Origin of the sequence: Mesobacillus stamsii (assembly GCF_030814065.1) — a bacterium.
GTDB classification, from domain to species: domain Bacteria; phylum Bacillota; class Bacilli; order Bacillales; family Cytobacillaceae; genus Mesobacillus; species Mesobacillus stamsii.
In genome coordinates this window covers 160,773-168,099 of sequence record NZ_JAUSUN010000007.1, presented here as the reverse complement: position 1 = coordinate 168,099, position 7,327 = coordinate 160,773, and the positions used below count along the sequence as shown (strand labels likewise).

Sequence of the window (7,327 nt, the reverse complement as noted above, 5' to 3'; positions counted from 1 at the left end):
TGGAGCCACCTTTGATTAGGTAATTACTTTTTTGGCTCTAAAAGAGGAAAAATATTAAACTGAAAATTGTGACATTATTTATGCAACAATAGTGATTTCTTTTAAAAAATGAAAACATAGGCCCTTATCCTTCCTCTCCCTGTAATTCAGATAATTTTCTCAGCTCAGCAAACTGGACACTAACTTCCTTTGAGATTTTATAATAGGCTATTTCAAATAGTTCGAGGCCTTCGCGCTGGTAAATTCGCATAGGGTCCTCCTGCTGGTAATGACGCATTCCGATGCCTTCCTTCAGCCTATTCATACTTTCAAGGTGGCGGATCCAGTTCCGGTCAATAACGAAGATGTTGGCAGCCTTCAGGGCACTTTGTAGCTTTTGGTTAGCGCCTGAACGGTCGATCATCGTTTTATATTCTTCCAAGCTCTTGGCAACCATTTTTTCAATGACACGACGGTCGAAATTTTCTTCAGGAAATTCAAGGGAAGATACTGGTAAAAACTGATTCAGCTCGGATTTTAAATCGCCAAGATGCCAGTTTTCCGGAATCTCATCCTCAAGGCAATATTTATTTAGTAAACTGCTTACAGCTCGCTCCAAAAGAGGCAAAATGATCGGAATTTGGTCCTGCTCTGTCAAAACGCGGTTGCGCAAATGATAAATAACATTACGCTGCTCATTGATGACATCATCAAGCTTTAGATTATACTCACGCATGGAGAAGTTTGCTCCTTCGCAAATACGTTGTGTACGATTGACGAACTCGTGAATTTTTTTATTCAAAATGACGCCAATTGCATCCGTTGTAAGGGTAGGTTTTAGTTTCTTTAGGTCATCCTGGGCAAAACGGCGGAACATATCATCTTCAATGGAAATGAAGAACTGAGAGGAGCCTGGGTCACCTTGGCGGCCAGATCGCCCCTTTAGCTGATTATCTACTCGTCTGCTCTCATGCCTTTCCGTACCAATGACATGAAGTCCCCCTAATTCAGCAACACCTTCACCTAGAAGGATATCAGTTCCTCTTCCAGCCATGTTAGTTGCAATCGTTATCCGGCCGCGTTGCCCTGCCTGGGAAATCAGTCGGACTTCCTGTTCAACAGTCTTAGCATTCAATAACTGAAAGTCCAATTTTTCTTTATCGAGGTATTCGGCGACTTTTTCCGACTGGAGAATCGAGGTTGTTCCTATCAGGATGGGCTGACCCTTCGAATGGCGTTCTTTTACCTCTTTTGTAACTGCCTTGTATTTCTGCGCCTTTGTTTCAAAAACAAGATCTTCCAAATCTTGCCGAATAACTGGTTTGTTCGAAGGGATTTGAATAACATCCATCCCATATACAAGTCGAAACTCGTTTTCTTCGGTTTTGGCTGTCCCCGTCATACCAGATAAAATTGGATACATCCTAAAATAGTTCTGAACAGTGATCGAGGCCTGGGTCTTATTTTCATCTGTAATCTCGAGGCCTTCTTTGGCTTCTAACGCTTGGTGAAGGCCATCAGAAAGCGAACGACCTTCCATGATTCTGCCAGTGAACATGTCAACCAGTACGATCTTGCCGTCCTTAATGATGTAGTCAACATCCCGCTCGAACATCACATGAGCACGAACAGCCTGAATCATATAGTGATAAAGAGTTTGGTGTTCGAGTTCATAAAGATTATCGACTCCGAAGGCTTTTTCCACTTTATCAATTCCGACATCCGTCAGGCTTGTTGCCTTTGTTTCTTCATCGAAAGTGTAATCAACATCCTTGACAAATCGCTTGGCAAGCTTCGCGCCTATGTAGTGTAAATCAGCACTGGACTGCATTTTACCAGCGATGATAAGCGGTGTCTTCGCCTCATCAATCAGAACACTGTCAATTTCATCAATGATTGCGTAATGATATGGGCGTTGCACTCGCTGTGCGATGCTGGCAACCATATTATCACGGAGATAATCGAACCCAAATTCGGTACCAATTCCATAGGTAATATCCGCTTTATAAGCAAGCAGTTTTTCTTCAGGCTGCCTCATCGGAATATTCAACCCGACCGATAATCCAAGAAATTCGTGAATTTTCCCGATCTGGTTGCGGTCACGTGTTGCAAGATAATCATTGACGGTAATGATATGAACTCCTTTGCCTTCTAGTGCACGCAGATAACTCGGCAGTGAAGCGACCAAAGTTTTGCCCTCACCAGTAGGCATCTCAGCAATATTGCCTTCATTAAGAACAAGTCCGCCGATCAACTGAACATCATAGTGACGCAAGCCGAGCACACGCTTTGAAGCCTCTCGAACGACAGCAAACGCTTCAACTTTGATATCCTCTAGTTTTTTTCCACTAGCAAGCTGTTCTTTAAAAGAAAATGTTTTATTTTTAAGCTCCTCATTACTGAGCTTTTCCATTTCCGGTTCTATTCGATTAATTTGTTGCACTAACTCTCGATATTTCTTAAGGCTCTTCTCATTCGAATCACCAAACTTTTTCTTTAAAATCGACAGCATCCTTTAACGCTCCCTTATTCAAATTCGTTAACTAGTATATCATTTATTTCCTTATAGTAGTATGTTTTGCCAGGATGACAAATTTTTCTATCATTCTTGGTAACTTATTTGTTTTTCTTAGCGTCTATTTAAAAGATTGGAAGGTTTGCTTTAAAGCAAAAATGGGAATTTACGAGTATATTGAAGATATTTGTCGATAGGTAGAAATAATAGTTGTTTCACAGATTCCTATCTTATGCTATAATGCTTTTTGTGGTAATCCGAGCTTTTGCTCATTTTCACTTTGAAAATTTACCCAGCAAGGCTGGCATTGACAGTGTAAACTGTCAATTTATTACGAAAAAGTCATCAATTAGATGTTCAAAAAAATTCGCATTGGTTATGCTATTAATTAAGGAGGACCAACATGATTTATGTAACAATGTTCATTAGTTTTATCACCTCCATTTTGATCACGCCGCTAGTAAAAAGGATTGCCATTAAAATCGGTGCGACGGATAAACCAAATCATAGAAAAGTCCATCAAAAAATTATGCCTCGACTCGGAGGATTAGCAATTTATATTAGCTTCATCATCGGCTTGCTCATACTTCAGCCAAACAGTGATACTCACTGGCCGCTGATACTTGGCAGCTTAATCATTATTTTAACCGGAATATTCGATGATATGTTCGAACTTTCCGCAAAAGTAAAGCTTGCTGGCCAATTGGCTGCAGCTGTTGTCGTAGTCGTTTGGGGCGATGTCCTTGTTTCGTTTATCAATCTTCCGTTTGGCGGAGTAATTGAATTTGGATATTTAAGTATCCCACTGACGATTCTCTGGATCGTGGGAATAACCAATGCCATCAATCTTATTGATGGATTGGATGGCTTGGCTGCTGGCGTATCATCCATTGCGTTGATTACGATTGCCTTTATGGCGTTGATTATGGGGAACTACTATGTGGTCGCCATTGCCTCCATATTGCTTGCTAGCACCCTTGGGTTCCTGTTTTATAACTTCCATCCAGCTAAGATTTTTATGGGCGACACAGGAGCACTCTTCCTTGGTTATATCATTGCCGTTCTCTCTTTGCTTGGCTTTAAAAATGTTACGGTCATCTCCTTGATCGTTCCTGTTATTATCCTCGGTGTACCGATTTCTGATACATTTTTTGCGATTATCAGAAGGGTATTGAACAAAAAGCCGTTATCAGCACCAGATAAATCACACTTGCATCACTGCTTGTTGAGGCTCGGGTATTCCCATCGCCAGACGGTTATTTTGATTTATGCCCTGGCAGCTTTTTTCGGATTAACAGCTGTGATCTTCTCCCAGGCAAAGGTATGGGGTTCACTACTTGTGATCACCGGCCTGTTGGTGCTAATTGAAGTTTTAGCAGAAAGCATCGGTCTAATGGGCAAAAACCATCGACCTTTACTAAAATTCATCCGTCGTTATTCAACAGCAAAAGATCGATCTTAATAGTAAAAACCGTTCCTGAATTGGAACGGTTTTTTTTTTGGACTAAATCTCCTAATGCTGTGAATAATAAATAAAAAGGACAGCGTTACGCTGTCCAATGCAGATTATTGCCCTGACGACACCATTAGGTGGGTTTTTAGGTCTAGTATCGTTTGCTGCAGGGCTTCTTGGTCAAGCTGGTAGTAATATATGCCGTCAATTGTAGCATCAGCCCCCTTTAAGGACATCGATTCTATATCGAGGTTTGATCCTGCTGTAGCATAGTCGATCAAGGCTTTAATTTCATTAAAAGATAAGTCTGTCTGCATGTTGTCGCCAACTGCTTCCATTACATCGGAATATTTTGTGATCGATTTAGCAGAAGTTGCTTTTTCCATAATTGCTTTGAGAAGCTCCTGCTGTCGTTTGCCGCGTTCAATATCATTGTCCAGTTTCCTTGTACGTGCAAGAGCCAATGCTTCTTCCCCATCGAGCGTTTGGAGTCCTTGTTTCAGGTAAACAGCACCAGAGCGGTCAGTCGAGTCCTTTTCATGTAATTCAAACGGTACATCAACTTCGATGCCATCAAGGGCATCAACGACATCAATGAAGGCCTCGAAATTCATTTGAACATAATAGTCAACAGGTACATCGAGCAAAGTTTCAACTGTTTCAATAGTTGAAGTTATGCCGCCTTTCCCATATGCATGGTTAATTTTATCTTCATACCCTTTGCTTGGAATATAGACAAGCGAATCACGCGGGATGCTTAACAGTTTGATCGATTTGTTTTTCTCATTTAGTGTTGCCAGCATCAATGCATCCGTACGAGATGCTGATTCGAAGCTGCGAACTTCGCTGTCATCAATTCCGACAAACAGGACGGAAATATTATCAATATTCGGATTTACTTGTTTATCCCGCTTGTCAGATTCGCGGTCCAGCGGTTTATAAGAATCATCGATAACAGATTGTGCTTTGCTGTATAAAAATGCTCCATACCCTCCTGCGATGAGAAAGGTGGTCAGCACAACGAACAATATGGTAGAAACCACTCTTCTTCGTTTCTTTCGTTTCTTCATTAGAACACGTCTATCAACAGACATAAGATAGCTCCTTTGTAATATAATAACCAACTTTTTTATAAGTACTATTTATTCTACAATTTTTATCGTATTTCGTAAATTGAATTTTGGGTGATTAACCGGCAGCAGGCTCTTCTAAATAGTGGATCATGCCTTCGTGAATTTCGCATTGCCCATTCGTCATTTCAACGATCCATTCATTAAAAGCTTCTGTCTGAGACTCCGCCACATATGTCTCTATTTCCACCTTATCCAGATAGTGGATTTCTTTTATCTGGTAAACTGAGGATCTTAACTCGTTTTCCACTTTCCCGAGTAGGGTGTAATCGATGATCGTGTGCATTACTCGCATCAGCTTGCGTTCTACCACCCCTGTCGCCTTCAACCCCTCCGACGTCGCCTTCCCGTAAGCGCGAATCAAACCGCCAGCCCCGAGCTTGATTCCCCCGAAGTAACGGGTAATTACTACGACTGTGTCTTTTAACTGTTTCTTTTTCAATACTTCTAAAATCGGTACGCCTGCTGTTCCGCTTGGTTCGCCGTCGTCATTTGCTTTTTGGATCTGGTCATTTTGGCCGATTAGATAAGCGGAGCAATTGTGGGTGGCGTTCCAGTTTTGTTTTTTGATTTTCTGGATGAATGCTTGTGCTGCTTCTTCTGTTTCTGCTCTTTGTATATAGGCGATGAAGCGGGATCGTTGGATTTCGATTTCTTGTTCGCCGTAGCCTTTCACTGTATAGTAATTTGGAAGCAAATCTAGCTCCCCTCTCTTAGAAATTTTCCCAACCTAGTATTCGACCATTTTTGTATATTCGACACGGACATTTGATGCTACAATTCATTATAAGTGGACAGCAATCGGGGGACAACGGTGTCTTATGATTGTAATATAACTTTAATACAGTAACTAAGTGCGGATGGTATAATTATTACTATCGTTTGATTGATTTTTTAGTTAAGAATAGCTTCTAACCTTCGAATCTCTTCGCTGATAAAATAGGAGTTTGCCTTCTAAAATAATAGGATATAAGACTTAGAATGAAAAATCAAATTTATGTCTTTCTATCGATTTTCAGCAAAATTGGGATGATTTTCTTGTTGAAAATTAGTAACAAATTCGTTTTCAAGTTAAAATATCTTTGTGCCGCCCTTGGGGGAGTTTACATGGCGATTAAAAAATTCGACACGAAAGCGCTTGATTTGATTTTGGAAAAAATGATCGAAACGGTGGGAGACAGCAAGGATGAAATTTTCCGAATAGGGGAAGAATGTCGAACGGATTACGAATCGATCACAGACGAATTAATAGAGATTAAGCGAAAAGTAGCGCAAATTATTAATGATGGCGACAAGCTGGATATCCGGGTAAGGAAGGCAAGGCTACGGTTGTCGGAGGTAAGCAAGCGTTTTAAGGATTATTCTGAAGAGCAGGTCCGCGAGGCGTATGAAGTTGCCCATAAGCTCCAAATGGATTTGACAATGGCCAGGCAATTGGAAAAACAGCTGCGTGAGAAAAGGGATGACCTGGAGCGCAGGCTGATTGGACTGAATGAAACGATTGAACGAGCCGACCATCTTGTTTCCCAAATTAGTGTGGTCATGAACTATATGATGAGCGATATTCGGCAAATGGGGGAGGCGCTTGAAACTGCGAAGGAAAAGCAGGATTTTGGGCTGAAGATTATTGCAGCGCAGGAGGATGAACGAAAGCGGCTTTCCCGTGAAATCCACGATGGTCCTGCGCAGATGATGGCGAACGTGATGATGCGTTCGGATCTGATTGAGAAAATTTATAAAGAGCGCGGGACAGACGAGGCTATTCAAGAAATCAAGCGCATGAAAAAGATGGTCCGCTCTGCTTTGTATGAGGTCCGGAGAATCATTTATGACTTAAGGCCAATGGCGCTTGACGACCTCGGCTTAATTCCTACCCTCAAAAAGTACTTACAGACAATCGAAGAGTATCATAGAACTACTAGAATCCAGTTCACAAACATCGGTGAGGACAGACGACTCCCTTCCAATTATGAAGTTGCCTTGTTCCGGATTATCCAGGAATCCGTTCAGAATGCGCTAAAACATGCGGATGCGATGACGATCCAGGTGAAGCTGGAGATCAAGAAGGACCACATCATGGCGGTTATCAAGGATGACGGGAAAGGATTTGATATGACAGAAAGCAAACCAGAGTCCTTTGGGCTGCTCGGCATAAGAGAACGAGTCGCACTGCTCGAAGGCGAGCTGACGATTCATTCCAAAATCGGCACAGGAACGCTTGTCATCCTCCAAATACCGATGAATTTATGA

The 7,327-nt window shown here is 41.6% G+C and carries 5 protein-coding genes; 2 read left to right on the top strand and 3 right to left on the bottom strand.

Going from position 1 to position 7,327, the window contains the following annotated elements; genetic code table 11:
- Positions 1–124: 124 nt before the first annotated feature.
- A complete protein-coding gene (gene secA2, locus J2S25_RS08295) occupies positions 125–2,491 on the bottom strand; it encodes an accessory Sec system translocase SecA2 (protein ID WP_307191654.1) in 2,367 nt (788 codons plus the stop codon).
- A gap of 406 nt (positions 2,492–2,897) precedes the next feature.
- Here secA2 and J2S25_RS08290 point away from each other — a divergent pair, with 406 nt between their 5' ends.
- Positions 2,898–3,956, top strand: a complete 1,059-nt coding sequence (locus J2S25_RS08290; RefSeq protein WP_044390292.1) for a glycosyltransferase family 4 protein — start codon at positions 2,898–2,900, stop codon at positions 3,954–3,956.
- 104 nt (positions 3,957–4,060) lie between these two features.
- Here J2S25_RS08290 and J2S25_RS08285 read toward each other — a convergent pair whose 3' ends face one another.
- On the bottom strand, positions 4,061–5,041 hold the full coding sequence (locus tag J2S25_RS08285) for an LCP family protein (RefSeq protein WP_044390293.1): 981 nt from the start codon (positions 5,039–5,041) through the stop codon (positions 4,061–4,063).
- A gap of 94 nt (positions 5,042–5,135) precedes the next feature.
- A complete protein-coding gene (locus J2S25_RS08280; RefSeq protein WP_044390295.1) occupies positions 5,136–5,774 on the bottom strand; it encodes a YigZ family protein in 639 nt (212 codons plus the stop codon).
- 410 nt (positions 5,775–6,184) lie between these two features.
- On the opposite strand from J2S25_RS08280, the gene J2S25_RS08275 reads away from it, so the two are divergent.
- The gene (locus J2S25_RS08275; RefSeq protein WP_307191653.1) at positions 6,185–7,327 is read left to right on the top strand and encodes a sensor histidine kinase; all 1,143 of its coding nucleotides are present in this window, start codon (positions 6,185–6,187) and stop codon (positions 7,325–7,327) included.

Bases quoted from the DNA above. Each gene is read 5' to 3' on its own strand.
- J2S25_RS08290 (WP_044390292.1), top strand. From the start codon at position 2,898: ATGATTTATGTAACAATGTTCATTAGTTTTATCACCTCCATTTTGATC.
- secA2 (WP_307191654.1), bottom strand. From the start codon at position 2,491: ATGCTGTCGATTTTAAAGAAAAAGTTTGGTGATTCGAATGAGAAGAGC.
- J2S25_RS08275 (WP_307191653.1), top strand. From the start codon at position 6,185: ATGGCGATTAAAAAATTCGACACGAAAGCGCTTGATTTGATTTTGGAA.
- J2S25_RS08285 (WP_044390293.1), bottom strand. From the start codon at position 5,041: ATGTCTGTTGATAGACGTGTTCTAATGAAGAAACGAAAGAAACGAAGA.